The sequence below is a fragment of the Nocardia sp. JCM 34519.1 genome, from assembly GCF_020361265.1.
Taxonomy (GTDB): domain Bacteria; phylum Actinomycetota; class Actinomycetes; order Mycobacteriales; family Mycobacteriaceae; genus Nocardia; species Nocardia arthritidis_A.
The window spans coordinates 1-26,798 of the sequence record NZ_JAIRBR010000029.1 but is presented as its reverse complement, the minus strand read 5'-3'; the positions used below and the strand labels follow the sequence as shown (position 1 = coordinate 26,798).

The following is a 26,798-nucleotide window of genomic DNA, read 5'->3' as shown; positions in this document are numbered from 1 at the left end:
GTGATCGGATGATTGTCGAATCTACGCGGTGTGGCAGGGAATGAGCACGCCGGTGGCCATATCGAGCAACGTGTCCTCGATCAATTGATCGGTCGCATTCGGCACGAACTCGCCGGACACCAGGGCCATGCCGACCACCTCCAGCGCGCCTGCGGCGCGCAGCCGCGCCTCCTCGCTGGCGTTCGGACCGGCCAGCCATTCGCGCAACACCTCGGTGGTGTCGATGAAATCGGGGTGGCGGTCGGCCATCGCGTTGACGATGGCGACGGTGTCGCGCACGATCAGCGCGCCCGCGGCCCGGTGCGAGAGCATGCCGTGCAGGTGGCGGCGCAACACGGTCCGCACGCCATCGTCATCGCGGACGATGGCGGGTAGATCGTCGACGATCGTGCGCAGGTGATCGATGATCGGATCGATGATGGCCTGGAGCAGATCGAGCTTCGAGGCGTAGTGATAGTAGAGCGACGCCTTTGTGATTCCTACCGCATCGGCGACCTCGCGCAGGCTCGTCTGTTCGAACCCCTTGCTGCCGAACAGCTTCACTGCGGCGTCGCGAATCGCGAGCTTGGTGCTGCCACCTGCGGCAACGGTGTCGGATGCATCACGGACGACCATTAGACGATCCTCTCATCACGCACGCCCCGAACCGGTAGAGCCACCGAAATTGAGATTGTGCCTCCGCTTAACCTCCGGTTAGTCTACCAACCGCACGGTAGGCAGAAAGCGTTATGTGGAGGCGAGGCCAGCAGGGCGGTCCTCGCGAGGGAGCTGTCTACGAGCTCTGTCCCAGCACGTCCCCCAGTCATATCGCCAGGAGAACCGCGTGTCCGTATATCTCTACAGATGGGGAAAGTTCGCTTTCCGCAGGAAATGGGTAGTACTCCCCGTCTGGCTTCTGCTGTTCGTGCTGCTCGGCGCCCTCGGCTTCGGGCTGAAGAAATCGTCGAGCGACGACTTCTCGCTGCCGAACCTCCCGTCCGAGCGGGCCACCCAGATTCTCGACAAACACTTCCCCGGCATGTCCGCCGGATTCAAGGCCGACGCGGTGACCGGCACCTACGTCATCGGCGCACCCGCGGGCCAGAAGCTCACCGACCCGGCCAACCGCGCCGCGATCGACGCGTTCATCGCCAAACTCGGCGGCCTCGACATCGTCGACCACAGCAAGCCGCTGGCCAACCCGGTCGCCATCGCCGAGCAGATGGGCTGCGTCAGCGACGATCGCGCCGGCGACGACTTCCGTTCCCGCTGCAGCGCCGCCCCGCTCTCGGTGCTGAGCCAGGACAAGCAGGACGCGGTGGCCGTGCTGAATGTGCCGTTCGGCATCAAGAAATTCACCGACGTCACCGATGCCGACCGCACCGCCGCATACGACATCGCCGCTGACGCCCGCAACGCCGGGCTGACCGTCGAGATGTCCGGCACCATCGCGATGAAGCCGGGCACCGGCTCCAGCGGCCAGGCCGAACAGCTCGGCTACCTCGTCGCCTTCATCACCATGATGGTCGCCTTCGGCGCGCTGATCGCCGCCTTCGTGCCGATCCTGACCGGCGTCATCGGCGTCGGCGCCGCATCCTCGCTGATCTTCATGGGCACCTCGGTGATCAATATCCCGAGCTTCACCCTGATCCTCGGTTCGATGATCGGTATCGCGCTGTCCATCGACTACGCGCTGTTCATCGTCTCCCGCTACAAACACGAACTGTCCGTTCAGGATTCGCCGGAAGAGGCGGCCGGTGTCGCGATCGGCACCGCGGGTTCGGCGGTGGTGTTCGCCGGTATGACCGTGATCATCGCGCTGGTCGGCCTCAGCATCGTCGGCGTCAGCTTCCTGACCTGGATGGGCCTCGGCGGCGCGGTCGCGGCGTTCTTCGCGATCCTGGTCGCGACCACGCTGCTGCCCGCCATCATGGGCGCGTTCGGCCGCTTCCTGTTCAAGCCGAAGATCCCGTTCGTCGCCAGGCACGATCCGGAGAACGACGCCGTCGTCACCAACGGCATGCGCGTCGCCCGGCTGATCGGCAAGGCGCCCGCCGTCGCGCTGATCCTGAGCATCCTCGTCCTCGGCGGCCTCGCCGCACCGGCCGCCGGCATCAACCTCGGCCTGCCCGGCGACGACAGCCAACCGAAGAACACCACCATCCGCAAGGCATACGACCTGCGCAAGGATGGTTTCGGCGAGGGAAGCAACGGCATCTTGCAGGTGGCGGTCGACCTGACCAACGTGGCGCCGGGCCAGCGCGACGCCGCGCTCACCGACCTGCACGACAAACTCGCCGCCTACGACGGTATGGACTATGTCACCGCGCCGAAGAAGAGCGAGGACGGCGCGGGCGCGCTGATGAGCGGCGTACCGAAGTCAGGGCCGAATAATCAGGCAACCCAGGACCTGGTCAAACACGCCCGCGACGCCGAGGGCGCGCTGAAGGACAAGTACGGCATCGAATACGGCGTCACCGGAACCACCGCCATTTATGCGGATGTCTCCGATGTGCTGCTGAGCAAGATCGCACCGTATATGGCGATCGTCGCGGGAGCCGCGTTCATCCTGTTGGTGCTGGTGTTCCGGTCCATCCTGGTGCCGCTCACCGCCGCGCTCGGCTTCCTGCTCTCGATGGCGGCCACCTTCGGCGCGACCGTGCTGATCTTCCAGGAGGGCAAGCTCGGCCTGATCGCCGATCCGCATCCGCTGATCAGCTTCCTGCCGATCATGTTGATCGGCTTGGTATTCGGTCTCGCGATGGATTACCAGGTGTTCCTGGTGACCCGGATGCGTGAGGAGTACGTGCGCGGCAAGTCGCCGAAGGAGGCGATGATCAGCGGTTACCACCACGGTGCGCGCGTCGTCACCTCGGCGGCGATCATCATGATCTCGGTATTCGGCGGCTTCCTGCTGGAATCCGATGTCACCGCCAAGTCGATGGGCTTCGCGCTGGCCGCGGGCGTGCTGCTGGACGCGTTCGTGGTCCGCATGGTGCTGATCCCGTCGCTGCTGGTGCTCATGGGCAAATGGGCATGGTGGATGCCGAAGTGGCTGGACCGGATCCTGCCGAATATCGATATCGAGGGCACCAAGCTGCGCGAACTGCAGCAGCGCTCGGCCCGGCCCATCGAGGAGCCGGTGCACGTCTGACCGTGCAGTAGTCGATAACGCCCCCGCACCCCTTGGTGCGGGGGCGTTTCGCGTGCAGGGCTCTTGATCTTGTGGCAAGCGCGCAGCAGACTCAGAACTTGTTCCGCCTCACCCGCGGAATTCGCTCCGCGAGAGTTCTCTACAGACCGAACAGCACGACCCCGGCTACCGCTAGGAGAAACCGTGTCCGTCTATCTGTATCGGTGGGGCAAGTTCGCCTTTCGTCGGAAATGGATCGTGCTGCCGGTATGGCTGCTGCTACTGGCCGTACTCGGCGCGCTCAGCGGCCAACTGCAGAAGCCGATGACGAACGACTTCAACATCCCGAACCTGCCCTCCCAGCGGGCCACCGAAATCCTGGACAAACACTTCCCCGGCATGTCACAGGGATTCCAATTCGGCGCGGTAACCGGCACCTACGTGATCGCCGCGCCGCCCGGACAGAAGCTGACCGATCCGGCCAATCGAGCGACGGTCGCGGCGCTGGTCGACAAGCTGAACCAGCTCGGCATCGTCGATCACGCCAAGCCGCTGGTCAGCCCGCTCACCGCGGCCGAGGCGATGGGCTGCCTCGGCGACGACCGCACCGCGAGCTCCTTCGTCTCGAAATGCAGTGGCGCGCCGGTGAACGTGCTGAACAGGACCGATCCGGATTCGGTTGCGGTGCTGAATGTTCCGTTCACCATCAAGGAGATCACCGACGTCACCGCCGACGACCGCAAGGCCGCCTACGACGTGGCCGACGATGCCCGCGCGGCCGGATTACAGGTCGAGTTGAGCGGCACCGTCGCGATGGAACAGCAGCAGCCCTCCGGTAAGGCCGAGCTGATCGGCATGGGTGTGGCGCTGGTGGTGATGATCGTCGCGTTCGGCGCGATCGTCGCGGCATTCGTCCCCATCCTCACCGCCGTGGTCGGGCTCGGCGCGGCCATGTCGCTGATCTTCATCGGCACCTCGGTGATTTCGGTGCCGAGCTTCACCACCTTCCTGGCATCGATGATCGGCATCGCGCTGTCCATCGACTACGCGCTGTTCATCGTCTCGCGCTATAAACACGAACTGGCAGTGCAGGATTCGCCAGCGGAGGCGGCGGGCACCGCACTCGGCACCGCAGGCTCGGCCGTGGTGTTCGCGGGTCTGACGGTAATCATCGCGCTGGTCGGGTTGAGCGTCGTCGGGATCAGGTTCCTGACGTTCATGGGTCTCGGCGGGGCGATCGCCGCGGGCTTCGCGGTGCTCACCGCCATCACGCTGATGCCGGCGCTGCTCGGCGCGTTCGGCCGCTTCCTGTTCACGCCGAAGCTGCCGCTCATCGCCCAACACGATCCCGAGGACGACACCTCGATCACCAACGGTATGCGGTTCGCCCGGCTGATCGGCAAGGCGCCCGCCGTCGCGCTCATCCTCAGCGTGCTGGTGCTCGCGCTGCTCGCCGCGCCCGCGACCGGTATGAATCTCGGTCTGCCCGGCGAGGATTCGATGCCGAAGAGTTCGACGGTACGCAAGGCATACGAGCTGCGGACCGCCGGATTCGGCGAGGGCGCGAACGGCAAACTGCAAGTGGCCGTTGACCTTACGAACGTCGCACCCGATCGCCGGGCGGCGGCGCTCACCGCGCTGCGGGACAAGCTGATGTCCTACCCGGATATGGACTACGTCACCGAGCCGACGATGAGCCAGGACGGGGCAGGCGCGCTGCTCGACGGCGTGCCGAAAACCGGTCCGAACAATCAGGATACGAAGGATCTGGTGCGCGACGCCCGTGACGCGGAGGGTGCGCTGAAGTCCGAATACGGGATGGAATACGGCATCACCGGAACCACCGCCATCTATGCCGACGTGGACAACGCGCTGCTCAGCAAGATCCTGCCGTATCTCGCGATCGTCGCCGGCGCCGCGTTCATCCTGCTGATCCTGGTGTTCCGGTCGCTGCTGGTGCCGTTGACCGCCGCGCTCGGCTTCCTGCTCTCGATGGCGGCGACCTTCGGTGCGACGGTGCTGATCTTCCAGCAGGGCAAATTCGGCCTGATCGCCGAACCCCGGCCGATCGTCAGCTTCCTACCGATCATGTTGATCGGCTTGGTATTCGGCCTCGCCATGGACTACCAGGTGTTCCTGGTGACCCGAATGCGCGAGGAGTATGTGCACGGCAAACCGCCCACCGAGGCGATGATCAGCGGCTACCACCACGGCGCTCGGGTGGTGACCTCGGCGGCCATCATCATGATCTCGGTCTTCGGCTCGTTCCTGCTGGAAACCGATGCGACCGCGAAATCAATGGGTTTCGCGCTGGCGGCGGGCGTGCTGTTCGACGCGTTCCTCGTCCGCATGGTGTTGATCCCATCGCTGCTGGCGCTGATGGGCGACAAGGCGTGGTGGATTCCGAAGTGGCTGGACCGGATACTGCCCGATATCGATGTGGAGGGCGCGAAACTGCATGAGTTGCGCGGAAAACAGTCACCGGCAGCGCCGGAACCGGTGCACCGCTAGCTGATCGGCTCGCCCGCAGCCCTATTCGGCTGTGGGCGAGCTGATTTCGGCCAGCTAGCTACTGACTCGGTTGCGGCAGATGACAATCGGCGATGTGCGGATTCACACCGAGGTAATTCAATGGACCCGCAACGATATTCACCGCAATGGTGCCGATGCTCGGACAGGTCATCATCGGATGATCGAGGTAGTTGGTCTGCGCGGCCGCGATCAGACCGATCAGCAGCCAAATCAACACGATCGCGCCCAATACACGCTTACGCTCGTACGTATTCCGCTGACGCAGCCATTGCGGGCGGATATCTCGACTCGTCATGGTGGCATCGCGTCCTTTCACACGCACCTACCGATCGGATACCCAGCGTGCTCGCGGAATACCCATGGTTCTTTACCGACTGGGTTGCGGCACATTGCAATCGGCGATCTTGGGGTTCACGCCCGCATAGTTGAGCGGCCCGGCGATGATCGTCACGACGATGGTGCCGACGCCGGCGCAGTTGGTCGGCCTGTTATCGAAATAATGCCGCTGACCTGCGGCTATCACACCGATCACCAGCCAGATGAGCACAATCAAACTACCGAGGCGCACCGATGCGTCACGCCCTGCCCACGTGTCTCGACGGTACATGGTGTCATCGCATCCTTTCCGAAATCTTGTTCGGCGGATACCCCGGAACCGGAGCTTTATCCGGATTCGATCACTGACTCGGCTGCGGCAGTTCGCAATTGCCGAGATGCGGATTGACACCCATATAGTTCAGCGGGCCGGAAACTATCGTCAACGCGATGTTGCCGAAACTCGCGCAGGTGATCGGGCCGCTGTCGAAGTAGTGCCGCTGCGCGGCCGCGATGAAACCGATCACCAGCCAGATGAAGACGAGTACGCTCCCGGTCTTGCCGAACTTCATGGCCGTCTCCTTCACCGTTGCGGCGATTGTCCCAACCGCGGCGATGGCGCACCGGCGGATTCGCCGGATCCGGTGGCGCGACGCGCCGTACGGCATTCACCTGGCGTTCAGCCCGGCAAGGTAAACCTCGATTGTGGCCACGGCGCGCGCCGGGTATCCGGGGATGGCGACCGGGATCGGTCGACGCAGTTGGAGCGTCGACCTGCTCCGGGTCGGCTCGATCGCGGTTGTCGTTGTCGTGCACTGGATTTCGATCCGCGTGACGGTCAGCGGCGGCACGGTGCGCGGCGATGCGGCACTGCACGGCCGTCCGATCTGGGTGGCCACCTGGCTGCTGCAGGTGATGCCGCTGTTCTTCCTGGCGGGCGGATTCGCGAACACGTTGATCGTGGACCGGTGGCGGGCGCAGGGCGGGACGCTCGGAACCTACCTCGGCCAACGGGCCCGCAGGCTGACCACGCCGATGGTGGCGTTGATCACGGTGCTCGCGCCCGTGGTCTGGCTGCTGCGCATCGACTCCGAGCAGTTGGCCCGCACCGCGGCGCATGTGATCGCCAGCCCGCTGTGGTTCCTCGCCGTCTATCTGCTCGCGACGGCCGCGGCGCCGTTCGCCGTTCGGATGCACGACCGCTCGGCCTGGTTGTTGCCGGTCGCGCTGCTCGGCTGTTCGCTACTGGTGGATGCGGCGCGCTTCGGCGGGGCCGGATATCTGGCGGAATGGAATCTGATCTTCGTCTGGCTGTTCTGCCATCAGCTCGGAATCATGCACGCGCGCACGCTATTTCGCGACGTCCCCGACGCGGCGCTGTTCGGGTTCGCACTGCTGGCGAGTGCGGCGCTCGCGGTACTGGTGTTCGCCGGGCCGTACCCGCCGACGATGTTCGGGCTGGCGGATGCGCAGGTGTCCAACCTGGCGCCGCCGACGACGGCGGTGTCGGTGCTGGCCGCGATCCAGTTCGCCGTATTCACCGCGCTCGACCGCCGGGTGGCCGGTTGGGAGCCGCGCGGACGGCCGCGCCGCGTCATCGCCTATGTGGTGGCCCGGCTGATGACGATCTACCTGTGGCACGTGCCGGTGATCGCGATGGTCACCGGCGCCGCACTGCTCACTCCGGCGCCGCTGCTGCCGAGCGACCCGCGCACCTGGTGGCTCACCCGGCCGCTGTGGATTCTCGGCTGCGGCATCGTGCTCGCCGGCGTCGTCCGGGCCGCCACCGGCTGGGATCTGTTCTGCGCCCGCTACGCCGCCCGCACCTCGTCCGCCGCCACCCTCACCGGTGCACTACTCGCCGCAGGCAGCGTGTACCTGATCTGGCGCGACGGTCTATTCCCGGTCGGGACAACGGGTTTGGCGATTCTCGGGGTATTCGCCGCAGCCGCACTGCTCACCACGACCCGGCGGGTCGCCCCGCTGCCAAAACTCGCCGATGACAGGACATCGTCCGCGTGAAGACGCTGGTTGGCGACATACCAGGTATGGGAACATCGGGGGCTTGTTTCGGCGAACGGGATCGGATACAACATGATCGTTGTCATTCGCAACGTGAAACTTTCTGCACGCCAAACTATTTCAGCGTGCGCGGGGGTCTGGAGGATTGAGAAGATCATGCGTCGGACTATTGCCAAAATCGGTCGAAGCGCTCTCATCGCGGCATTGCCGCTGGCAGTCGCGGTAACCTTCGCGGGCGCGGGAACAGCTTCGGCCGAAGCTCCCGTTGTCGCACCACGCTCAGCGCCCGTCGTGGAGATGGCCGCACAGGTTCCCGTCGCGGCTCAGCAGGTGGTTCCGGCCGCCGTCGTCACGCGTCCCGCCACGCCGGATGTCGCGCCACCCGCCACCGCGGAAACCGCACAGCCGGCGGCGGCCACCTCCCCACGGGACATCACCACCAATCCCAATGCGGCCAACCACGATCCGCTGGCCAACGGCGCGGCAGCGGGTGCGATCGGCGGAGCCATCTTCGGCGCTGTCGTCTGCGCCGTCACCATCATCGGCATCCCCCTCATCCCGCTCTGCGCCCTCGGCCCCGCCTTCCAGGGCGCCCTGGTCGGCTTGATCGTCGGCGCGATCGCCCCAGACGTCATCCCCCAAGTCCTCCCCTGACCCTGGAATAGGCCGAACGAGCGCTTCCGCGGCAAGGCAAAAGCCCCTCACCTGAGCAAACAGGTGAGGGGCTTTTTGGCGGTGGCGGAGGGATTTGAACCCTCGGAGGGGGGTTACCCCTCACACGCTTTCGAGGCGTGCTCCTTAGGCCGCTCGGACACGCCACCGCCGACAACCATACCGGACCGGGGGCTGATCGCTAAATCGGCTGGTTGGGGCGGAATGCGGCGGTGAGCTCGGGGCGTTCGCGGGGCGGGTGGGGGTGTGATCGATGTCAAGCGGGTCAGCGTTGGGTGCGGAAGAAGGTGTCCAGTAGGGCGGCGCATTCGGTTTCCAGGACGCCGCCGCGCACCTCGGGGCGGTGGTTCAGGCGGCGATCCCGGACGACGTCCCAAAGTGAGCCCACCGCACCGGTTTTCGGTTCCCAGGCGCCGAAGACCAGGCGGCCGACCCGGGCCAGCACCAGCGCGCCCGCGCACATGGTGCACGGCTCCAGGGTTACCGCGAGGGTGCAGTCTTCCAGCCGCCAACCATCGCCGTGTACGGCGGCGGCGCGGCGCAGCGCGAGCACCTCCGCGTGCGCGGTCGGATCACCGAGCGCCTCACGCGCGTTGGCGGCGCGGGCGAGTTCTCTTCCGGCGGAATCGAATACGACCGCGCCGACCGGGACGTCCCGGCCATCGGCGGCGCCCGCCGCGGCGATCGCGGCGCGCACCATCTCGGCGTCGGACAGCGTCACCTCAGCGCGGGAGCTTGTCCAGCACCGCGGATAGTTCGTTGGCGAAGCCGAGCCGCTGGGCGATCATGCCGAGTTGCTCGTCCGGGTACAGGTCGGTCTCGGCGAGGATGACGCTGAGCACCGGCTCGGGCAGGCCGAGATCGGCGAGCACCCCGAGATCTCCCTCCTCCCACGGTTCGATCTCGTCGAGCTCGTCCGGGTCGATATCCGGGATCTCGACGTTCAGCGCCTCGAGCACATCGGCGGCGATGTCGTAGTCGATCGCGGCGGTCGCGTCCGAGACCAGCATGCGGGTGCCCGCGGGTGCGGGCCGCAGCACGATGAAGAATTCGTCGTCGACGTCCAACAACCCGAATACCGCGCCGGAACTGCGCAAAGCCTTGAGTTCATTCTCCGCGACGGAAAGATCGCCGAGCGCGGCCTGGCTGAGCGGACTGCACCGCCATTGCCCCTCCTCGCGGACAACCGCCACTGCGAACCCTTCCACGTCGTCGTAATCGTCCGACGCCGCCCTGTTCGTGCCCGAGCGCTGTGCTGCCATGGCCGCAACGGTAGTCTGCTCGAGCTCAAATGTTGAAGTCGTATGCGAATCTGGTCCGGTGACTTCTGAGACCAGGACTCCGGTGTGTGTGCTCGGCGCGGGTTTGATCGGCGGATCGCTGCTGCGTGCGGCCGTCGCGGCCGGATATGCGGCGTGGGGTTACAACCGTTCCGCCGCGGGTGCGCTGGCCGCGCGCGCGGACGGTTTCGATGTCATCGACGATCTACCCGCCGTACTGAAAAGGGCCGCCGACACCGATGCGCTGATCGTCGTCGCGGTGCCGATGCCCGCGGTGGACCATCTGCTCGCCGATATCGCCGCGTTCGCGCCGAACTGCGCGCTGACCGATGTGGTCAGCGTCAAGGCGCCGGTCGCGGAACTGGTTCGCAGGCACGGCCTTTCCGGCCGCTATGTCGGCGGGCACCCGATGGCGGGCACCTCCGAATCAGGGTGGTCCGCAACGGATTCCACACTTTTCCGGGGCGCCGTCTGGGCGGTGGGAGTCGATCGGGGCACCCATCCCGACCCGTGGACCCGAGTGGTGCGGCTGGCGTTGGACTGCGGTTCCGCGGTGGTCCCGGTGGTGGCGGCCGATCACGACCGTGCCGTCGCCAGGATCTCCCATCTACCGCATGTGCTGGCCGAGGCGCTCGCGGTGGTCGGTGCCGCGGGCGGCGAGCTGTCGCTGGGGTTGGCGGCCGGTTCGTTCCGCGACGGCACGCGGGTCGCCGCGACCGCACCGGATCTGGTGCGTGCGATCTGCGAACCGAACGCGACGGCACTGTTAGAGGTGCTCGACGAAACCCTCACCGTGCTCGGTGCGGCACGGGACAGCCTGCGCGCGAACGGCACCCTCGGGCAGCTGATCGACGCCGGGCACGACGGTCGCGCCGACTATGAAACGGTGCGACGCTGGGAGATCACCGATATCGAGGCCGGCGACCACGACTGGCTCGAAAGGCTGCACGACGCCGGCCTGCGCGGCGGGATCATCACTCGACTGCCGTGAGATCAGATGCGTTCGGCGAGGCCCGGGTAGTCGAGGAGGAAACCGTCGGAGTCGACGGTGACCGTGGCATTGGACACCGGTGACAGCACGCTGATCCCCTCGGCGGCGCTGCTGTAGGTGAGGCTGGCTTCCTGCACGAGCAGATCCGGCAGCCGCACATAGACGACCGGAACGACCACATCCTCGACCGCCTTGTGCAGGCTCAGGCGGCGGATCGGCAGAGTATTGAAGAACGGGCTGAGCACCACGTCGACATCGAGCGCGCCGGCGAAGGTGGAGCGCACATGGGTGCCGCCCGCGTCGACCAGCCAGTAGTTCTCCTCATCCCTGGCGATCGAGGCGTGCCGCTCCCCGGCACCGGCGGTGGTGCTGCGCAGGGATAGGCGTTTGGTCGCGCCGGCCTCGTCGGTGACCAGGTCGTAGGAGGCGCTGAAGGCCGGGTGGTCGGCGGTTTCACCACCGATCATCCGGCCCGCCGCGCGGATTCGGTTGCCGTTGAGCGTCACGCGCACCGATTCCATCCGCGTCGCGTCGTGCGCACGCCACGTCAGAATCGCCGGCCATCGGGACGGCGCCGGTGCCTGTTCCTCGGGGCTTCGGTCTGCGTTGGTCACCTATCTACCGTAAGCGACGAAACGCCCCACGCCGCAGCGCGCCAGCGCCGCCGCCGTCCGTATTCGGCTCCGACATGCGCGAAGCGCCGCGATGTCACCTCGCTCACTGTGCATCGCTCACTACACCAGCGACTCCCGCCATGCCGCATGCAAACGGGCGAAGCGACCCGTGCCGCCGATCAGGTCGGCCGGAGCGCCGTCCTCGACGATCCGCCCGCCCTCCAGCACCAGCACCCGGTCGGCGATGGCGACGGTGGACAGGCGGTGCGCGATGATCATCGCGGTGCGGTCGCGCAGCACCGTGTCCAGTGCGCGCTGCACCAGCCGCTCACTCGGGATATCGAGGCTGGAGGTGGCCTCGTCCAGGACGATCACCGCCGGATCGGCCAGGAACACCCTGGCGAAGGCGACCAGCTGCCGCTGTCCGGCGGACAGCCGTCCGCCGCGTTTGCGCACGTCGGTGTCGAAGCCCTGCGGCAGCGCGGTGACGAAGTCGTACAGCCCGACCGCGCGGGCGGCGGCATGCACCTCCTCGTCGGTGGCGTCGGGCCTGCCGAGCCGGATGTTGTCGGCGACCGAACCGGAGAACAGATACGACTCCTGGGTCACCATGACCACATTGCGCCGCAGGTCGGCATCGGACATCCGGCGCAGATCGACGCCGTCGAGGGTGACGGTGCCGCCGGACGGGTCGTAGAACCGGGTGAGCAGCTTGGCCAGCGTCGACTTACCGGCACCGGTCGCACCGACCAGCGCGATCACCTGCCCGGCCGGGACATCCAGGGTGAACTCCGGCAGCACCACCCGCGAACGACCTTGTCCCGCAACGCTATCGGGCGCATCGGTGGGCCGCGAGTCCGGCGCGTAACCGAACCACACCTTGTCCAACCGGACCGCACCCGTCGCCTTCGGTAACGCGACGGGTTCGCGCGGCTCCGGCACCGACGGCTCCTCCTCCAGCACGCCGGAGATCTTCTCCAGCGCCGCCGCGGCGGACTGATACGAGTTGAACACCTGCGCGAGCTGATCCAGCGGACCGTAGAACTCGTTGAGGTACAACAGGTATGCCGCGAGCACACCGACCGCGAGATGCCCCTCGATCACCTGCCAGGCGCCGACCACCAGGATGACGACCGTCGACAGGTTGCCGAGCAGCCGGGTGAGCCCGGCATAGTCGCCCATGCCGCGCATGGCGGCCGTTGTCGCCTGCCGATATTCCGCGTCCTCGACGGCCAGCACCGACTCGTTGCGGTGCTCACGCCGGAACGCCTGCACCGCGCGGATGCCGCCCATCGATTCCACGAACTGCACAATGACTTTCGCGATCGCGCCGCGGGTGCGCCGGTAACCGGCGCGCTGCCTGCGCTGCGCCCACCTCGTCACCAGCACCAGCGGCACGAATCCGGCGAGCACGATCGCGGCCAGCGTGTGATCGAGATAGATCAGCAGCGCCGCGATGGTGATCACCGAGAGGATCGCGCTCAACGCCTCGTTCAGCGCGCCTTCCAACAGATCCTGCAGCGTCTCGATATCGCCGGTGAGCCGGGCGACGGTCTTGCCGGAGGTGTACTTCTCGTGGAAGGCGACGCTGAGCCGCTGCATATGGGTGAACAAGCGCACGCGCAGGTCGAAAAGCACACTCTGGCTGAGCTTTCCGGACACTCGCAGGAACAGGAAAGTGGTCAGCACGCCGAGCCCGACAACACCGAGATAGCCCGCGACGGTCAGCGTCAGCGGCGTCCAATCACCCTGTCTGCCATGGGCTATGCCCGCGTCGAGGCCGTGGGCCACGAACAGCGGCGCCGAAACCATCGCCGCGTTGTCGACGATGATCAGCAGCAGCGCCAAGAAGGCGAGCCCGCGGTAGGGGCGCACCAGGTCGAGCAGCAGACGGCGGGATCGCCCGGCCAACACCAGATTTCCGGTGTCGGTGACCTCCATGTCCTCGCTGGCGATACCCCGCCAGTCGGCCACCTCGTCAGACGAATTCTCGGGTGGCGCAATATCTTTGGTGACGGTTTCGGTACTCACTTCGCACCTCCCATCAGTTCTCGGTAATGGCCGCTGGTGCGTAGCAGCTGGTCGTGGGTGCCCTCGGCGACGATCCGGCCCTCGGCGAGCACCGCGACCCGGTCGGCCACCGCCGCGGTCGAAGGCCGGTGCGCGACAAGCAGAGTGGTCGCGCCCGCCAGCACCGTGCGCAGCCGCTCCTGCACCTTTTCCTCGGTCACCACGTCGAGTGCGGAGAGCGGATCGTCGAGCACCATGATCCGGCCGTGCGCCGCATCGGCCGCCGACCTCCGATACAACACCGCGCGGGCCAGTGCCAGCCGCTGCCGCTGCCCGCCGGACAGGCTCAAACCCTGCTCGCCGATTCTGGTATCGAGCCCCCACGGCAGGTTTTCGACGAATTCGACGGCCTGGGCGACATCGAGGGCGCGCCGGATATCGGCGTCGGTGGCCTCCGGGTCGCCGAGCGCGACGTTCTCCCGCACGCTGGCCGAGAACAGCACCGGCTCCTCGAATGCCACCGTCACCAGCGAGCGCAGATCGGTCAGCCGCATGGTGGCGATATCTATGCCGTCGATGGTGATGGCGCCGCCGTTGACGTTGTAGAGCCGCGGAATCAGGTTGAGCAGCGCCGTCTTGCCGCTACCCGTCGCACCGACCAACGCCACCGTCTCACCTGGGCGCACCTTCAGCGAAATATCGCGCAGCACTTCCTTTTCCGAATCGGGGAAGGCGAAATGCACTCCATCCAGGCACAATTCGCCTGCGACCTGCTCCGGCAGTTCGACCGGATCCGCCGGATCGGTGATATCGATCGGCGTATCGATGATCTCCCAGTACCGGTCCGCGGCCGTGCGCGCGTCGTTCAATTCGGCGAGCAGGAAGCCGGTCCAGATGATCGGCCACTGCAAGTAGGTGCCCAAGGTGATGCAGGCGACCAGGGTGCCGAGCGTCATCGTGCCGTGCACCACCGAATAGCCGCCGAAGCCGAGCGCGAACGCGATCGTCAAGTGGGACAACCCATTCAGCGACGACCACAGCACGGCATCGAGCCGCACCTTCAGCAATTCGGTCCGCTGCAGTTCCCGCGACAGCGCGCTGAACCGGCTGCCGAAGAACAGTCCCCGGCCGAAGGCCTTGAGCACCCGGACGCCCTGCGCCGACTCCTCGGCGACCGTCGCCAGATCGCCCGCCTGATCCTGCGAACGCCGCGACGCCACCGCATAGCGGCGCTCGAAGCGAAGACATACGTACGTCAACGGAATCGCAACGACGGAAAGGAAAAGGCCGATCTGCCAACTCAGGATCCACAGCACGATCAACCCGATCGGGATGATGATCAGGTGGATCACCAGGAAGGGCCCGGCGAACGAGACGAACCGGCGCAGGGTCGCCAGGTCGTCCACCGCACGCGAAAGCAACTGCCCCGATTCCCAGGCGTCGTGCCGCCCGATCGACAGCGCCTGCAACTTGCGGAAAAGCTTGGCGCGCATGGTGATTTCGAACTGCGACGCGGGCCTGGCGAACAGCCAGCGCCTGCCCCACACGCCGCCCGCCTCGGCAAGGCCGAGCGCGAACACCACCAGGATCGGCAGGATCGCGCTGGCGAAGTCGCGATGGGCGATGGGGCCGTCGATGATCCTCGCGATCACCACCGGGTTGACGATCGAGGTCAGCGTCGCGACCACCGCGAGCAGGCTGGCGACGATCATGGCCGTCCGATACGGGCGAACATACGGCCCGAAGCGGCGCAGCGAATGGAAGCGGCCCGGCGCTTGCGACGCGGGCCGCTCGGGTCTGTGAGCCTCCGATTCGGACGACGGCAGCTCCAGTGCGACTGACAAGGCTCCCCCTACACAATCTCGTGGATGGCGGCTTCATGAAACGGGACGCACGGTGATGTTCGCATCCGGGTCCGACAATCCAGCCTCGCATCGACAACGCCGGCGGCCAACCGATTTTTCGCCGCCCGCGGGCAGTCGCACACGACGGGCGCGCCCGGACTCGAGTAACCTGTTGGCCCGTTGCGGTCGGTGTCGGATCGAGTGTCGGGGTCGCCATAGGAAGGACGTTCGTTGACGGGCGCGCGTATGGTCGGGCTGTTCGCCGGAATCGGCGGGCTGGAGCTCGGTCTGGCCAGGCACGGCTGGCACACCGAACTACTCTGTGAGATCGATCCGGGTGCGCAGGCGGTGCTCGCCGCGCACTTTCCCGATGTCCCGCTGCACGCCGACATCACCCGGCTGCGCGCACTCCCCGCCGAAACCGAACTGGTCGCGGCGGGCTTTCCGTGCCAGGACCTTTCGCAGGCCGGGCGCACCGCGGGCATCACCGGCAACCGATCCGGACTGGTCGACGAGGTGTTCCGGCTGGTGCGCCGCAAACGCGGGCCGCGCTGGCTGCTCATCGAAAACGTCCCGTTCATGCTGCAATTGGGCCGCGGCGCGGCCATGCGGCACATCACCTCCGCGCTCGACGAACTCGGTTACACCTGGGCCTACCGGGTGGTCGATGCGCGCGCGTTCGGTTTGCCGCAACGGCGTCAGCGGGTGCTGATGCTGGCCTCGCGCACCGAGGATCCGCGCGCGGTGCTGTTCGGCGAGGACGCGGGCCCGCGCACCGTCGGCGATCAAGACCACGACCCATGCGGGTTCTACTGGACCGAAGGCGTGCGTGGGCTCGGCTGGGCGGTCAATGCCGTGCCGACCTTGAAGGGCGGTTCGGCGCTCGGCATCGCGAGTCCGCCCGCGGTGCGGCTGCCGTCCGGTGAGATCGTCACGCCGGGCATCGTCGACGGGGAACGGCTGCAGGGCTTCGATCCCGAATGGACCGCTCCCGCAACGGAAGTCCCCGGTATCCGGCAGGGCCACCGATGGAAGCTGGTCGGAAATGCGGTGAGCGTTCGAATGGCCTCCTGGGTCGGGGCCCGCCTCGCCGATCCGCTCGAACCCGAAACCGGCGATACGCCGCTGGCGCCCGGCGAGCCGTGGCCGGTGGCGGCGTGGGGCCGGGACGGCAAGGCATTCCGGGTTCCGGTATCCACCTGGCCGGTGCACGAACCCTACGAGGACCTGCGCGACTTCCTCACCGACTCGCGGCTGCTCTCCGCCCGCGCCACCGCGGGCTTCCTGCGCCGCACCGGCATGGGCAGCCTGCGCTTCCCGCCAGGATTCCTTACCGACGTGGAGAACCACCTCGACCGGATGGGTGGTTCGGCGGCATGAGCGCCGCGCGCCCGCCGACCGATGCGGCTACCAGCGCGCGCATGTCCCGCCAACGCCGGGCGAACACCGAACCCGAACTCGCGCTGCGCCGGGAGCTGCACCGGCGCGGCCTGCGCTACTTCGTCGATCGGGCGCCGCTTCCCGGCCAACGCCGCCGCGCCGATCTGGTGTTCCCGCGCCGCCGCGTCGCCGTCTACGTGGACGGTTGCTTCTGGCATCGCTGTCCGCAGCACGCGACCGACCCGAAGAACAACGCGCAATGGTGGGCCGCCAAGCTCGCGGGCAATGTCGAGCGGGACCGCGCGACGGATGCGGCGCTGCTGGCCGCCGGTTGGCGGGTGGTCAGGATCTGGGAGCACGAGGATGCGCGCACCGCCGCCGATCGGGTACAGGCCGCCCTGTCCTAGCGGTTGCGCACCCGCACCAGCGTGCGCGGCGAATGCGCCGCCAGGTGGCCGGAAACCGCCATCGCGGCCATCACCGCGACCCCGGCAAGGGCCGTCACGAATCCGATCATGGGGACCTCCTTGGTTTTTCGCTGCGATTCCACGGTGCGGTCCCAACCTGACAGCAGCCTGTGCGGCGGTTGTCAATCTCCGTTCACTCCGCCGAGCCGTGACCGACATCACGTCACTTCTGCGACACCGACCGGCCGCTGGTCATCGGTTCAGTGGTAGGCAGGAGAATGGGGCGCGTGAGTGTTAGCCCGATGGTCGCCGAAAAGCGCAGGTTAGTGGCGTCCTGGTTGATCGCCGGGGCGATCGCGATCGCGGGCATCTGCTATTCGGCATGGGTGCTGGAGTTCGTCCTACATATCAACGTCGACCCGGTCAACTCCTTCTTGAGCGAATTGGACGCCGACGGCAAGCCCTACCGCCAGATCTTCGCGACCGCCGACAAGATCGTTGGGATAACCCTCATCCCGGCCGCGTTGGGCGCGCTGATCATCTTCCCCCGCACCCGTTTCACCACGGTCGGATGGATCTCCCTGCTGATCTTCGGCGCGGCCACCATCGCCGACGTACTGCTTCCGCTGCGCGAATGCCCGTCCGGAAACGATCCCGGCTGCGGCGGCGCGGGCAGCGAGAGCGAATGGTTCCCGCAACTCCATCAACCGCACGCGATGACGAGCACCATCGCGGTGACCTCGATCGCCGTCGCCACCTTCGCGTTCAGCCTGGCCGCCTTCCGGTACCACCGCTGGCGGATCCTGCGCGAGGCCGGACTCGCGGTGCTGGTGGTCGGCTCCGCAGCCACGGTGTGGATGCTTGTCGCCGATAACCTCCCCGGCAGCTACGCACTCGGCATCGCCCAACGCATCCAGGTCGGCTCGATGTCGCTGTGGTTGGTGACGCTGGCCGCCGCGGTGATCCTGGAGGGCCGGGAATGGCGCGACCCGATACCCGTGGTGCGCCGCAAGCGGCAAAAGGCAACCACCACCGCGTTTCCGGGCGCCGTCGCGGCCGCATGCGATGCTGACGATATGAGCGAACGCGTGAACATCACCTCGGATTCGGAGTTCGAGGACATCGTCGGCTACTCCCGCGCGGTGAAACTGGGGAATCTGGTCGCGGTGAGCGGCACCACCGCCTCACTGCCCGGCGGCACCGCGTTCGGCGGCGACGATATCGCCGAACAAACGCGGGAAACGTTGCGGCGCATCGCATCCGCGCTGGAGAGCGCGGGCGCCAGCCTGAAAGATGTGGTGCGCACCCGCATCTTCGTCACCGACATCTCCCGCTGGCCCGAGGTCGCCAAGGCGCACGCCGAGGTGTTCGGCGAGATCCGTCCCGCCGCGTCCATGTACGAGATCAAGGCGCTTATCACGCCGGCGCTGCTGGTGGAGATCGAGGCCGACGCCGTGCTCGGCGTCTGAGTTTCCCGCGCTCGAAGGATCGACGGTTGGGGCGCGCGCTCGGTAGGGTCGGCTGCGTGACCAGCGCCACGCCCGCCCAGCCGCCCCTCCTCGACACCGTCGTCGTCGCGACCGACCGTCTCCTCGACACCGTGCGCAAACTCACCACCGAGGATGTGGCCGCCCCGTCGCTGCTACCCGGCTGGACCCGCGGACATGTGCTCACCCACCTCGCCCGCAACGCCGACTCACTGGTCAACCTGCTGCTCTGGGCCCGCACCGGCATCGAAACCCCGCAATACGCAAGCCTTTTCCTGCGCGACGCCGATATCGAGAACGGCGCCCCACGCCCCATCGCCGAGCAATTGGCCGATAACGAGGCGGCCGCCGCCCGCTGGCTGGCCCTCGCCAAAGCCTTCACCCCCGAGAACTGGCAGGCCACCGTCCGCACCCGCGCGGGCCGCGAAATCCCCGCCACCGAGATCTGTTGGATGCGCCTGCGCGAGGTCGAAATCCACCACGTCGACCTAGCCGTCGACTACCAACCCGCCGACTGGCCAACGGATTTCGTCACCCGCCTCCTCCCCGAGGTAGCCGCCACCCTAACCCCCAAATCCGAATCCCCCACCTTCACCATCCAAGCGACCGACCTCCCCCTCACCGCCACCATAGGCACCGCCACCCCCACCACCACCATCACCGGCCCCGCCACCGCCCTCCTAGCCTGGCTCCTCGGCCGCTCCACCGGCGCAACCCTCACCGGCGACCTCCCACCCCTCCCCACCTGGCTCTAACCCCTCAGCGCCGCAACCAGCCCCCATTACGACGCCCCACCACTCACCGCCACGAATCCACTTGCCCGCCAACCACACCCACAGTGACCCCGATCACCACACCAACTGTCCCCCCACCCCAGTTGACGCCCCGCCGCCACCGCACTTCAGCCGATCCAACGAAACCCCTTGCACCCCAACACCACCCCTACTGGCCCGTGTGCGCCACCACAAACAATCGCGCAGGTCAACGGACCCACCACCTCTTGCCCGCCGGTATCCCAGTGGCGCTGCGTGGGATTCGCCATCGTTGGACGACGAAGCGATTACACGCCGAAGACATAGCGCAGCCTCGGCCATGATCTACAACGAGCCGCAGGTCGCGAACAACAGCCGCCAAAATGGCAGTGCCCGTCAGCCAGCCTTGACCTCTTCACACAACCGCAGCATCACGTTCTTGCCGTCATTAGGAAACGAAGCCCCGATATCAACCTGCTTCTGCACCTCGGCCTGACAATCGAGACTGCTCTTGTCACCCATCCGAGCCAGAGCCCGAATATCATCCACCGTGTACTTACCGGTGTCGTTGACCACAATCACGGTGCCGCCACTGGGAATATCCGTCTGAGCACCAGCCGTCCCGGCAACAACGGCAGCCGTGCCCACCGCCGCAAGCATCGCCAGCGCGATGATCTTCCCTGCCATGAATCCCCCTCATCCGCAACGGATCTCAACGGCTCACAGTATGCCAGCCACCACCGACAAACAGCGCCCGCACCCTACGAAATCGGTTGTCACACAGCCACAACAATCAAGAGAACACCCACAAACCCCCGCAACATCCCCACCAACCGCAACCACCACAACCGGGGGCAAGGGGCGAAGCCCCAAGAGGGGGTCCGGGGGGCGAAGCCCCGCCGGGCGGGGCGTGGGGGCTTCGCCCCCACAAAACACGACGAAACGAGACAAGGCCCACGCTCTGTGTGAGCATGAGCCTCGCATCGAGTGAAGTGCGCCCGAAGGGATTCGAACCCCTAACCTTCTGATCCGTAGTCAGATGCTCTATCCGTTGAGCTACGGGCGCATGGCGTTCTTCAGTTGTCACTCGGTTTCCCGGGTGTGGCGGAGGCGAGAGGATTTGAACCTCCGGTCCCCGTGAAGGGACAACTCATTAGCAGTGAGTCCCATTCGGCCGCTCTGGCACGCCTCCTGGAGCCTTCTCTTCGAGGGCACCGGTCCTTTCGAACCGCCGAGCAGCAAGGTTACAGGAGCCACCGTCCAGATAACAAAACGCCTGGTTATCAGCGTAGGTTGCTGTCGAACCAGTCGAAGATTCTGGTGTGTGAGTCGCCGAGGTCGATGCTTTCGGGGGCGCGGTGGCGGAGTCCGGGGTAGGTGACGACGAGGCTGGCGACGTCGGCGCGGGCGGTGGCGTCGCGGAGCTGGTCGATCTGGGTCGCCGGGGTGGCGGGGTCGTCGGTGCCGAAGAGCCCCAGCCACGGCGCCTGCAGGTTGGGCGCGGCGTGGACGAGCGCGTCGGCCTGTTCGGTGAGTGGTTCGACGATGCCTGGTGCGGCGACGCTTACGGCCGCACCGATGGGCCGGTTGGTCGCGACGAGGAAGGCCGCGGTGCCGGCGCTGTCGAAGCCGAGGACGCCGACGCAGTCGGGGAGGATGTCGCGGGCGGTGAGCCAGTCGAAGCAGGCGTCGAAGTCGTCGAAGAGTTCGTCGCCGAAGACGCCGTTGTCGGGTTGTTCGCTGCGGTGGAACAGGTTGGGCGCGACCACTGTCCAGCCTTCGTCGGCGAGTGCGCTCATGAGGTCGAGCAATGTTGTGGAGAACTCTCGGGATTCGTGCAGCACCACGATCCCGCCGCGCGTGTGTCCCTCTGGTTCGACAACCGTGATGGGTACTCGGGTGTTGGCGGATTGCCGCCGCTGGTGCTCCGCTGATTCCGTATCCGGTCTGGATGCCGTGTCGCCGCCGCCACGTAGTGGGGCAATATCGTCATAAGTGCCCGACATGGAACCAGGGTAGGTTCATCCGCCGATCTTGGCGAGAAATTCCAGTTGAGGGGCATTCCCGTTGATATTTTCCAGTTACCCGCCCGCGAGATCGCCGCTGTCCGCGTGCTGGGGAGCCGCGAATTCGGCACGGTCATCCCATGGTTTCGCGGGGTCGGCTTAGGGTGGTGTTGTGACAGCGCACATCCGGCCGGATCTCGAGGCGATCCCGGCGTACGTCCCTGGCCGTAACCATCCCGGTGCGGTGAAACTTGCCAGCAACGAAACCACGTTCGGCCCGCTACCCGCGGCCGCGAAGGCCATCGCCGAGGCGGCCGAAGCGGCGAATCGGTATCCGGACAACCAAGCGAGTGAGTTGCGCGCAGCGCTCGCGCGCTTTCTCGATGTCGGGGTGGCGAATATCGCGGTCGGCTGCGGCAGCGTCGCGCTGTGCCAGGAGCTGGTGCAGATCACCTGCGCCGCATCCTCCGATGAGGTGGTGTTCGCCTGGCGCTCGTTCGAGGCGTATCCGATCGTCACCCAGGTCGGCAACGCGACGGCGGTGAAGGTGCCGCTGACGGCGGATCTGTCGCACGATCTGGACGCGATGGCGGCGGCGGTCACCGAGCGCACGAAGTTGATCTACGTCTGTAATCCCAATAATCCCACGGGAACCGCGCTCGGCCGGGCCGAGTTGGAGCGTTTCCTCGACGCGGTGCCGCAGCGGGTGCTCGTGGTGTTGGACGAGGCGTATTACGAGTATCTGCGGCTGACTCCCGAAACTCGGCCCGACGGTGTGGAATTGGGCCGTACCCGGCCGAATGTCGTTGTTTTGCGCACGTTTTCCAAGGCGTACGGTCTGGCGGGCCTGCGGGCCGGTTACGCGGTGGGCGCTCCCGAGGTGATCACCGCGCTGATGAAGGTGCACATCCCGTTCAGTGTGAACCGGGTCGCGCAGGCGGCGGCCATCGCCTCGCTGGAGGCGCGGCACGAATTGCTGGACCGCACAGACACTCTCATCGTCGAGCGCGAACGCGTCCGCGACGCGCTGCTCGCCGCTGGTTACCGAGTGCCGCCGAGCGAGACGAATTTCGTTTGGCTGCCGCTCGGTTCGCGCAGCGCCGAGTACGGCGAGGCAAGCGCGGACGAGGGCGTCCTGCTGCGGCCCTACGGCGCCGACGGCGTGCGGGTCACCATCGGCGACCCGCACGAGAACGACCGCTTCCTCCGGTTCGCCACGGATGCCGCTGTGCTGAAACGGTTCGCCGGATAGTCCCGCCGGTCACCCCATCGAATCGCCGCGCGATCAGCGAGTGCCGATCGCGGGTGCGATGGTCGGCCACGACTTGACCAGTTCATCGGCCCAGTAGGGCCAGGAGTGGGTTCCGGTGAGGCGGAAGTCCGCCGTCACCGGAATACCGATGCTGACCAGCCGCTGCACCAGCCTGGCCGTGCACATGTTGGTGGCGGCCTCCAGCGGTCCGCCGAAACCGATGGTGTTGGCGATATCCGGACTGTCCGGGGTGTCGTACTGGCCCGGGATACCGCTGCCGACGGAAAGGTAGATCGCCTTGCCGCGCAACGCGTCCGCGTGCAGGTTGGTGTCGTGGGCCAGCCACTGCGGATCGTCCTGCGGCCCGAACATGTTGTCCGCCTTGCCGTTATAGCTGGCGATCACCGCACGCGCCTGCGCCTGCCCGAGATCGGTTCCGGTGGAGAAACATCCGCTGTGCGCCGCGACGGCCTGGTAGAGCGTCGGCTGCCGGAAGGCGAGCATCATCGCGGCCTCGGCGCCCATCGAGACGCCCATCACCGCGTTGCGTCCGTTACCGTCGAACTTCGCGTCGAGCAGCGGCGGTAATTCCTTGGTGAGGAACGTTTCCCACATATTGGTGCCGAGTACCGGGTCGGGCTTTTGCCAATCGGTGTAAAAGCTGGCCGGGCCGCCGACGGTGAACACCACGTTCACGTCTTTGTCGTCGTAGAACTGGACCGCGCGACCCATCTCGATCCAGTTGTTCGATTCGGGCGGCGTGCTGCGCCCGTCCAGCATGTACACCGTCGGACGCGACTGAGTTCGATTGCGCGGCAACAGAACCTGCACCTGGACCGTGCGCTGCATGGCCGGCGACCGGACGAAGACCCGCAGCAGCCGATCGGTGATCGGCTCGATGCTTTCGATCGCGGCGGTTCGCGGCCGCGGCGTGACCGTGGGCTCCGCTTTGCCGGGCCCGTCCGAGGATCCGGTGTTCGCGGGCGGTTCGGCCAGTACCGGGGGAGCGCCGAACGCCGCCGCACCGCTGAAGAGCGCGACGCTCACGACAGCACTGGCAACCCAGCGACGCACTCCGCGTCGAGACAGCATGACAGCCATCCTGCCAGAAGGTTACAAATCGCCACCGAACCCCTTACCGGGCTCGGTCAGTTCGAGGCGAGGTCGCGCTGCCAGCGCTGTTCCACCTTCGCGAACCGCCATACCGCCGCCGCCACCGCCCAGGTGAGGACGAACAGACCGACAATTATGTAACCAAGCTCACCGAGGTCCAGGTTCCCGATCCAGGCCAGCACCCCGGATTCCACCCCTAGTTTGTCGGCGAAAATGGACACGATTTCCTGGCCGCCGATCAGCAGGGCCACCGCCACCGAAAGTCCGGTGATCACCAGGTTGTAGTAGATCTTGCGCACCGGTTTGGCGAAAGCCCAGTCGTAGGCGTAGCTCATGAACGAACCATCGAGCGTGTCGAACAGCGCCATACCTGCCGAAAACAACACGGGCAGAACGAGAATCGAATACCACGGCAGTCCGGTCGCGGCCGCCCCGCCCGCGATCACCAGCAGACCGACCTCGGTGACGGTGTCGAAGCCGAGCCCGAACAGCACACCGACCGGATACATGTGCACCGGTTTACGCACCAGCCGGACCACCGGACCGAGTACCCGGTTCAGCAGTCCGCGGTTGTCGAGTTCGCGCTCCAGCCGCGCCTCGTCGAAATCGCCCTGCCGCAGGCGCCGGAACACTCGCCAGATCCCGATCAGCGAAGCCAGATTCAGCAGGCCGATCAGGATGAGGAACGTTCCGGAGATGCTGGTTCCCCACAGGCCGGTCCAGCGGTGCAGATCCGAATCGTCGTTCGCCAGATTCGTCGCCAACTCCCGCACCCCGAGGGCCAGCAGGCCGACCAGCACGAAGACCACGCTCGAATGACCGAGGGCAAACCAGAAGCCGACCGATTGCACCTTGCGGCTTCCGTTCTCCGCCACCAACTTTCGCGTGGTGTTGTCGATGGCGGCGATATGGTCGGCGTCGAAGGCGTGCCGCATGCCTAGCGTATAGGCGGTGACGCCGAGCCCGACACCGAATACGGCGCCCTGCACCATGTACTGCCCCGGCACCACCAGCAGCAGCAACACACCCCAACCGATGATGTGCAGGGCGACGATCGTGATCGCCATACCGATAAGTCCGCGCACGAGACGACACCTCACTGGTGGGACGAAATTGAACCGATCAACCGTACAACGGTCCCGGTTTGCTGAGCTCCCCCCTGGGGCTGCCAGCTAAATGAACCCAATCTGGGCACACAACCAGCACACCCGACGTAGTCTGTTCGCCGGGCCGTTTTCAGAGTTGAACGGGGCGGCAATGATTGCCTTGGCAAGCGGTAAGCATCGAGGTCACGCGACAAGACGCGGCTCGGCTCCGGAAAAAGCCACGCGCGCAATCAAACCCGCGAACCGGTCGGTCCAGCTCCCTCTCGCAACGTGGAGGCAATCGCGGCGCGGCGCCCGTGCGCCACCTGCCCGGCGCGAGTTCTCTGCTCGACGAATGTCTGTTTCACCGCAGTACCTCCAAGTCCGACCGGAGAAAATCGTGAACCCAGTGTTGCCCGTCGAAAACTCCCCCGACACAATGCCTTTCAGCCTCGATCTGAAGCGGCGACTGCGCGAATGCGACGAATTCTTCCGACTACCCGAACTCGCTCACCTGGACTCGCAGCGTCGCCGCAGCGCACTGGAGCAGCTCGAACAGACCGGCACCTATTCGCAGACCGCGGAGGAAATCCTGATCGGCGCCAAACTGGCGTGGCGCAATCACGCCCGCTGTGTCGGCCGAAAGCATTGGCGTTCACTGAAGTTGCTCGACGCACGCCGGGTACGGAGCGCACGGGAACTGGCCGAGGTGTGCTGGCAGCATCTGCACATGGCGACGAACAATGGAGCCGTCCAATCCCTCATCACCGTCGGACCGCCCCGGCAGCCCGACGGACGCGAATTCCGCATTGTCAGCCCGCAACTCATCCGGTACGCCGGATATCGCAACGGCGACGGCACGGTCACCGGCGACGCGGCACATGTCGCGCTCACCGAATTCGCGATGAAGCTCGGCTGGCGCGGCACCGGAACACCGTTCGACATCCTGCCCCTACTCATCAGCACGCCCGACGAACCGATCAGATGGTTCGACATCCCACCCGAACTGGTATTGGAGGTGGAGCTGGAACATCCGGATTTCGACTGGTTCACCGGGCTCGGGCTGCGCTGGCATGCGGTGCCCGCGGTCGCCAACATGAACCTCGAAATCGGCGGCGTCACATACCCGTTCGCACCATTCAACGGGTGGTACATGGGTGCCGAGATCGGTGCGCGGAACCTCAGCGACACCAACCGGTACAACATGCTGCCGCTGATCGGGGAAATGATGGGCCTCGACACCTCGGCGGAACGCACGCTGTGGCGGGATCGCGCACTGGTCGAGCTGAACAGGGCCGTGCTGTTCAGCTATCGAAAGGCCGGCGTGCACATCGTCGACCACCACACGGTGGCCAAACAGTTCTGTGATCACGTGAACCGCGAAAAGGCCGCCGGGCGAACCTGTCCCACCGATTGGAGTTGGATCAACCCGCCGATTTCCTCCGGGCTGACTCCTACCTTTCACCAGTATTACGACCCGCCAGATCACGACATCCGACCCAATTTCGTCCGCCGTGAATGCTGAATATTTGCTCAACTACCCCCCACTCGGGTCTGACAGAGTAGTTAGCGTCTAACTCTGAGCGACAATCCAGGTTCGCATCCTGCGTTTGTCGCTCAGAGTTAGACAACAACTACTACTCCCCCAGCCGATGGCACATTCATAGTTATCTTTGCGCACGTAGGTGATTCGCTCCGCGCCCCGCTCGTCAATCGGACACCCCGCACTTCGTGTGCACGGTATCGACACGGGGTGTGAGAACAACCCGGCCGATGAATACGCGGGTCTCGACATCGACGAAAGCCGGTGTATACGACGAAAGCCCCCCAACAGTGTTGGGGGGCTTTCGTGAAAGATGTTCCGGCGGTGTCCTACTCTCCCACACCCTGTCGAGTGCAGTACCATCGGCGCTGGCAGGCTTAG

At 66.1% G+C, this 26,798-nt stretch carries 25 protein-coding genes, 3 tRNA genes and 1 pseudogene; 13 read left to right on the top strand and 16 right to left on the bottom strand.

Annotated features, from left to right (window positions below):
• Positions 1-21: 21 nt before the first annotated feature.
• Positions 22-615 carry a TetR/AcrR family transcriptional regulator gene (locus tag LGY53_RS39865; RefSeq protein ID WP_225731855.1) on the bottom strand — a complete coding sequence of 198 codons (594 nt, stop codon included), beginning with the start codon at positions 613-615 and terminating at the stop codon, positions 22-24.
• Between the two features lie 208 nt (positions 616-823).
• On the opposite strand from LGY53_RS39865, the gene LGY53_RS39860 reads away from it, so the two are divergent.
• Together LGY53_RS39860 and LGY53_RS39855 are read left to right on the top strand one after the other, a co-directional pair.
• On the top strand, positions 824-3,133 hold the full coding sequence (locus LGY53_RS39860; protein WP_225731854.1) for an MMPL family transporter: 2,310 nt from the start codon (positions 824-826) through the stop codon (positions 3,131-3,133).
• Positions 3,134-3,316: 183 nt separating this feature from the next.
• A complete protein-coding gene (locus tag LGY53_RS39855; RefSeq protein WP_225731853.1) occupies positions 3,317-5,623 on the top strand; it encodes an MMPL family transporter in 2,307 nt (768 codons plus the stop codon).
• A 58-nt stretch (positions 5,624-5,681) separates the two neighbouring features.
• Here LGY53_RS39855 and LGY53_RS39850 read toward each other — a convergent pair whose 3' ends face one another.
• From LGY53_RS39850 to LGY53_RS39840, 3 genes are all read right to left on the bottom strand, one after another.
• On the bottom strand, positions 5,682-5,939 hold the full coding sequence (locus LGY53_RS39850) for a hypothetical protein (RefSeq protein WP_225731852.1): 258 nt from the start codon (positions 5,937-5,939) through the stop codon (positions 5,682-5,684).
• A gap of 72 nt (positions 5,940-6,011) precedes the next feature.
• Positions 6,012-6,251, bottom strand: coding sequence for a hypothetical protein (locus LGY53_RS39845; protein ID WP_255665007.1), 240 nt, complete (start codon positions 6,249-6,251; stop codon positions 6,012-6,014).
• 70 nt (positions 6,252-6,321) lie between these two features.
• Positions 6,322-6,531: a hypothetical protein gene (locus tag LGY53_RS39840; RefSeq protein WP_167471457.1), complete on the bottom strand. Its 210-nt coding sequence runs from the start codon at positions 6,529-6,531 to the stop codon at positions 6,322-6,324.
• Between LGY53_RS39840 and LGY53_RS39835 the strand changes: the two genes are divergently transcribed.
• The 3 genes from LGY53_RS39835 (at position 6,518) to LGY53_RS39825 (ending at position 8,635) form a co-directional block, all read left to right on the top strand.
• Entirely contained in the window at positions 6,518-6,655 is a 138-nt protein-coding gene (locus LGY53_RS39835; RefSeq protein WP_225731851.1) for a hypothetical protein, read from the top strand. The two genes, LGY53_RS39840 and LGY53_RS39835, sit on opposite strands and share 14 nt — an antisense overlap.
• A 9-nt stretch (positions 6,656-6,664) precedes the next feature.
• Positions 6,665-7,981 (top strand): acyltransferase, encoded by a 1,317-nt coding sequence (locus LGY53_RS39830; RefSeq protein ID WP_225731850.1) that lies wholly within the window; start codon positions 6,665-6,667, stop codon positions 7,979-7,981.
• Between the two features lie 297 nt (positions 7,982-8,278).
• Positions 8,279-8,635 (top strand): hypothetical protein, encoded by a 357-nt coding sequence (locus LGY53_RS39825; protein ID WP_225731849.1) that lies wholly within the window; start codon positions 8,279-8,281, stop codon positions 8,633-8,635.
• 76 nt (positions 8,636-8,711) lie between these two features.
• On the opposite strand, the gene LGY53_RS39820 is transcribed toward LGY53_RS39825, so the two are convergent.
• The 3 genes from LGY53_RS39820 to LGY53_RS39810 all read right to left on the bottom strand — a co-directional run bounded on the left by LGY53_RS39820 (position 8,712) and on the right by LGY53_RS39810 (position 9,915).
• Positions 8,712-8,802, bottom strand: a tRNA-Ser gene (locus tag LGY53_RS39820).
• A 116-nt stretch (positions 8,803-8,918) separates the two neighbouring features.
• Positions 8,919-9,353 carry a nucleoside deaminase gene (locus tag LGY53_RS39815; protein WP_225731913.1) on the bottom strand — a complete coding sequence of 145 codons (435 nt, stop codon included), beginning with the start codon at positions 9,351-9,353 and terminating at the stop codon, positions 8,919-8,921.
• Positions 9,354-9,375: 22 nt separating this feature from the next.
• Entirely contained in the window at positions 9,376-9,915 is a 540-nt protein-coding gene (locus tag LGY53_RS39810; RefSeq protein WP_225731848.1) for a tRNA adenosine deaminase-associated protein, read from the bottom strand.
• A 58-nt stretch (positions 9,916-9,973) separates the two neighbouring features.
• Here LGY53_RS39810 and LGY53_RS39805 point away from each other — a divergent pair, with 58 nt between their 5' ends.
• A complete protein-coding gene (locus tag LGY53_RS39805) occupies positions 9,974-10,924 on the top strand; it encodes a prephenate dehydrogenase (protein ID WP_225731847.1) in 951 nt (316 codons plus the stop codon).
• Between the two features lie 2 nt (positions 10,925-10,926).
• Here the strand turns inward: LGY53_RS39805 and LGY53_RS39800 are convergent, their stop codons facing one another.
• The 3 genes from LGY53_RS39800 to LGY53_RS39790 form a co-directional block, all read right to left on the bottom strand.
• Positions 10,927-11,538 carry a putative glycolipid-binding domain-containing protein gene (locus LGY53_RS39800; RefSeq protein WP_167471452.1) on the bottom strand — a complete coding sequence of 204 codons (612 nt, stop codon included), beginning with the start codon at positions 11,536-11,538 and terminating at the stop codon, positions 10,927-10,929.
• A gap of 120 nt (positions 11,539-11,658) precedes the next feature.
• Positions 11,659-13,479 (bottom strand): ABC transporter ATP-binding protein, encoded by a 1,821-nt coding sequence (locus tag LGY53_RS39795; RefSeq protein ID WP_255665019.1) that lies wholly within the window; start codon positions 13,477-13,479, stop codon positions 11,659-11,661.
• 86 nt (positions 13,480-13,565) lie between these two features.
• Positions 13,566-15,392 carry an ABC transporter ATP-binding protein gene (locus tag LGY53_RS39790; protein ID WP_308103078.1) on the bottom strand — a complete coding sequence of 609 codons (1,827 nt, stop codon included), beginning with the start codon at positions 15,390-15,392 and terminating at the stop codon, positions 13,566-13,568.
• A 246-nt stretch (positions 15,393-15,638) separates the two neighbouring features.
• Here LGY53_RS39790 and LGY53_RS39785 point away from each other — a divergent pair, with 246 nt between their 5' ends.
• From LGY53_RS39785 to LGY53_RS39765, 5 genes and pseudogenes are all read left to right on the top strand, one after another.
• Positions 15,639-16,772 carry a DNA cytosine methyltransferase gene (locus LGY53_RS39785; RefSeq protein WP_225731911.1) on the top strand — a complete coding sequence of 378 codons (1,134 nt, stop codon included), beginning with the start codon at positions 15,639-15,641 and terminating at the stop codon, positions 16,770-16,772.
• Positions 16,769-17,179 carry a very short patch repair endonuclease gene (locus LGY53_RS39780; protein WP_225731845.1) on the top strand — a complete coding sequence of 137 codons (411 nt, stop codon included), beginning with the start codon at positions 16,769-16,771 and terminating at the stop codon, positions 17,177-17,179. Before LGY53_RS39785 ends, LGY53_RS39780 begins: the two co-directional genes overlap by 4 nt.
• A 278-nt stretch (positions 17,180-17,457) precedes the next feature.
• A pseudogene (locus tag LGY53_RS39775) lies at positions 17,458-18,123 on the top strand (DUF998 domain-containing protein); the annotation flags it as partial.
• A gap of 132 nt (positions 18,124-18,255) precedes the next feature.
• A complete protein-coding gene (locus tag LGY53_RS39770) occupies positions 18,256-18,648 on the top strand; it encodes a RidA family protein (protein ID WP_167478900.1) in 393 nt (130 codons plus the stop codon).
• A gap of 56 nt (positions 18,649-18,704) precedes the next feature.
• Positions 18,705-19,421, top strand: a complete 717-nt coding sequence (locus LGY53_RS39765; protein WP_225731844.1) for a maleylpyruvate isomerase family mycothiol-dependent enzyme — start codon at positions 18,705-18,707, stop codon at positions 19,419-19,421.
• A gap of 393 nt (positions 19,422-19,814) precedes the next feature.
• Here the strand turns inward: LGY53_RS39765 and LGY53_RS39760 are convergent, their stop codons facing one another.
• From LGY53_RS39760 to LGY53_RS39745, 4 genes are all read right to left on the bottom strand, one after another.
• Positions 19,815-20,105: a hypothetical protein gene (locus LGY53_RS39760; RefSeq protein WP_225731843.1), complete on the bottom strand. Its 291-nt coding sequence runs from the start codon at positions 20,103-20,105 to the stop codon at positions 19,815-19,817.
• 306 nt (positions 20,106-20,411) lie between these two features.
• A tRNA-Arg gene (locus tag LGY53_RS39755) sits at positions 20,412-20,484 on the bottom strand.
• Positions 20,485-20,520: 36 nt separating this feature from the next.
• A tRNA-Ser gene (locus LGY53_RS39750) sits at positions 20,521-20,610 on the bottom strand.
• 91 nt (positions 20,611-20,701) lie between these two features.
• Positions 20,702-21,424 carry a dienelactone hydrolase family protein gene (locus tag LGY53_RS39745; protein ID WP_225731842.1) on the bottom strand — a complete coding sequence of 241 codons (723 nt, stop codon included), beginning with the start codon at positions 21,422-21,424 and terminating at the stop codon, positions 20,702-20,704.
• A gap of 172 nt (positions 21,425-21,596) precedes the next feature.
• On the opposite strand from LGY53_RS39745, the gene hisC reads away from it, so the two are divergent.
• The gene (gene hisC / locus LGY53_RS39740) at positions 21,597-22,676 is read left to right on the top strand and encodes a histidinol-phosphate transaminase (RefSeq protein WP_225731841.1); all 1,080 of its coding nucleotides are present in this window, start codon (positions 21,597-21,599) and stop codon (positions 22,674-22,676) included.
• Between the two features lie 33 nt (positions 22,677-22,709).
• Here the strand turns inward: hisC and LGY53_RS39735 are convergent, their stop codons facing one another.
• Positions 22,710-23,723 (bottom strand): alpha/beta hydrolase family protein, encoded by a 1,014-nt coding sequence (locus LGY53_RS39735; RefSeq protein ID WP_225731840.1) that lies wholly within the window; start codon positions 23,721-23,723, stop codon positions 22,710-22,712.
• A 101-nt stretch (positions 23,724-23,824) separates the two neighbouring features.
• Positions 23,825-24,856 (bottom strand): HoxN/HupN/NixA family nickel/cobalt transporter, encoded by a 1,032-nt coding sequence (locus LGY53_RS39730; RefSeq protein ID WP_225731910.1) that lies wholly within the window; start codon positions 24,854-24,856, stop codon positions 23,825-23,827.
• 457 nt (positions 24,857-25,313) lie between these two features.
• On the opposite strand from LGY53_RS39730, the gene LGY53_RS39725 reads away from it, so the two are divergent.
• Complete coding sequence (locus LGY53_RS39725; RefSeq protein ID WP_225731909.1) at positions 25,314-26,399, top strand: nitric oxide synthase oxygenase; 1,086 nt, start codon at positions 25,314-25,316, stop codon at positions 26,397-26,399.
• The last annotated feature ends 399 nt before the right edge of the window (positions 26,400-26,798 follow it).

What these genes read in the sequence shown, in the direction of transcription:
- LGY53_RS39865 (WP_225731855.1), bottom strand. Translation starts at nt 615, where the DNA reads ATGGTCGTCCGTGATGCATCCGACACCGTTGCCGCAGGTGGCAGCACC.
- LGY53_RS39850 (WP_225731852.1), bottom strand. Translation starts at nt 5,939, where the DNA reads ATGACGAGTCGAGATATCCGCCCGCAATGGCTGCGTCAGCGGAATACG.
- LGY53_RS39845 (WP_255665007.1), bottom strand. Translation starts at nt 6,251, where the DNA reads ATGTACCGTCGAGACACGTGGGCAGGGCGTGACGCATCGGTGCGCCTC.
- LGY53_RS39840 (WP_167471457.1), bottom strand. Translation starts at nt 6,531, where the DNA reads ATGAAGTTCGGCAAGACCGGGAGCGTACTCGTCTTCATCTGGCTGGTG.
- LGY53_RS39825 (WP_225731849.1), top strand. Translation starts at nt 8,279, where the DNA reads ATGGCCGCACAGGTTCCCGTCGCGGCTCAGCAGGTGGTTCCGGCCGCC.
- LGY53_RS39815 (WP_225731913.1), bottom strand. Translation starts at nt 9,353, where the DNA reads ATGGTGCGCGCCGCGATCGCCGCGGCGGGCGCCGCCGATGGCCGGGAC.
- LGY53_RS39810 (WP_225731848.1), bottom strand. Translation starts at nt 9,915, where the DNA reads ATGGCAGCACAGCGCTCGGGCACGAACAGGGCGGCGTCGGACGATTAC.
- LGY53_RS39795 (WP_255665019.1), bottom strand. Translation starts at nt 13,479, where the DNA reads ATGGAGGTCACCGACACCGGAAATCTGGTGTTGGCCGGGCGATCCCGC.
- LGY53_RS39785 (WP_225731911.1), top strand. Translation starts at nt 15,639, where the DNA reads ATGGTCGGGCTGTTCGCCGGAATCGGCGGGCTGGAGCTCGGTCTGGCC.
- LGY53_RS39780 (WP_225731845.1), top strand. Translation starts at nt 16,769, where the DNA reads ATGAGCGCCGCGCGCCCGCCGACCGATGCGGCTACCAGCGCGCGCATG.
- LGY53_RS39770 (WP_167478900.1), top strand. Translation starts at nt 18,256, where the DNA reads ATGAGCGAACGCGTGAACATCACCTCGGATTCGGAGTTCGAGGACATC.
- LGY53_RS39760 (WP_225731843.1), bottom strand. Translation starts at nt 20,105, where the DNA reads ATGGCAGGGAAGATCATCGCGCTGGCGATGCTTGCGGCGGTGGGCACG.
- LGY53_RS39745 (WP_225731842.1), bottom strand. Translation starts at nt 21,424, where the DNA reads ATGTCGGGCACTTATGACGATATTGCCCCACTACGTGGCGGCGGCGAC.
- LGY53_RS39730 (WP_225731910.1), bottom strand. Translation starts at nt 24,856, where the DNA reads ATGGCGATCACGATCGTCGCCCTGCACATCATCGGTTGGGGTGTGTTG.
- LGY53_RS39725 (WP_225731909.1), top strand. Translation starts at nt 25,314, where the DNA reads ATGCCTTTCAGCCTCGATCTGAAGCGGCGACTGCGCGAATGCGACGAA.